This is a genomic window from Anaplasma phagocytophilum (genome assembly GCF_023476575.1).
Lineage (GTDB): Bacteria > Pseudomonadota > Alphaproteobacteria > Rickettsiales > Anaplasmataceae > Anaplasma > Anaplasma phagocytophilum_A.
In genome coordinates, this window is the sequence record NZ_JAHLEX010000166.1 from 1 (window position 1) to 1087 (window position 1087).

At 40.0% G+C, this 1087-nt stretch carries 2 protein-coding genes; one reads left to right on the forward strand and one right to left on the reverse strand.

What is annotated here, in order from left to right; genetic code table 11:
• Nucleotides 1-348, reverse strand: a 348-nt coding sequence (locus tag KPX09_RS05350; RefSeq protein WP_410518490.1) for an HGE-14 family type IV secretion system effector, incomplete at its 3' end; no start/stop codon positions are given.
• Between the two features lie 526 nt (nucleotides 349-874).
• Here KPX09_RS05350 and KPX09_RS05355 point away from each other — a divergent pair.
• On the forward strand, nucleotides 875-1087 hold a 213-nt coding region (locus KPX09_RS05355; RefSeq protein WP_249549313.1), incomplete at its 3' end, for a hypothetical protein.

Sequence of the window (1087 nt, forward strand, 5' to 3'; positions counted from 1 at the left end):
ACAGGCATGTAGCGCATCATAAAGGTAATGCAGTAGGACCGTGATATTCAATTGCTGCACTGCAGGTTCTTGAGACGCACTGCTCCTTGCCTTCTCCTCATCTACGAGCGATTCAATGTATGCCATCCTCGCCGCAAGATCAGCAACCCCAGAATCTGCCTGGACGACAATCTCAAACGTCTCGTGTAATTCGAGCGTGCACCTACGCAGAACCCCAAGAAAATCCTCATATGAAACGATTCCAGCTTCTATTGCAGAATGTATATCATCTTTATACGCTGTAGAAGCGGTTCCACTGTAAGTATAGCCATAGTCAAGCACACTGGTGAATATGCGTGGCGCGTGCATCTTATTTAACTCCGAAAGGTATCACACAACATAGTTGTATCACATCAGCGGTATGTAGCTCAATATTATTGATTTTTTTAATAAATAGTGATATAAGCCATTATATATCCTAATATATCCTATAGGATTTGTGTTAATGCATGATATGACTCTTAATAATCACATGCACATAGTAGTTATAAAACGTATCCACACAAAATTATCAACGTTTTAAGGAGTGAGAATAGTTATGCAGAATACTCTGAATTGATGGTAAATTGGCTATACTTGCTGGTCTAGTTTTATTTCCTAACAGAACAACTGTCAGCACGTGCACAAATATATTACCTCTTTGCACAACAGCATTGCTAGAAGATAACTTTTTCTGAAAACACAAACCTACGCTTTACTTCTTGTGAGCGTGATTGAAAACATAGAGCTTTAAGTTATTACACTCTGAATAGCTCACAATCCTATACAGCATATTACGATGTCCGCACCGTGGCTCCTGTGCCGACTATGCATTCCTGGTATTTTCTTGTGCCTTATGAGCTATAACAATGAAGCCGCCCATTATGGTATTTTCCAAGAATACTCAACATGTTTGTCAAGAGTTTCCAAGCTAAACTACAGCACACGAGCACTAGGAAAGATCTGCAGGCTAGGGACATTAGCTATGTCACCAGCCGCCATTAGAAAATGTATGGTAGCAAAAAAACACCCGTTCAATGATGTGCTAAGAAGTGTTCATATACTACAG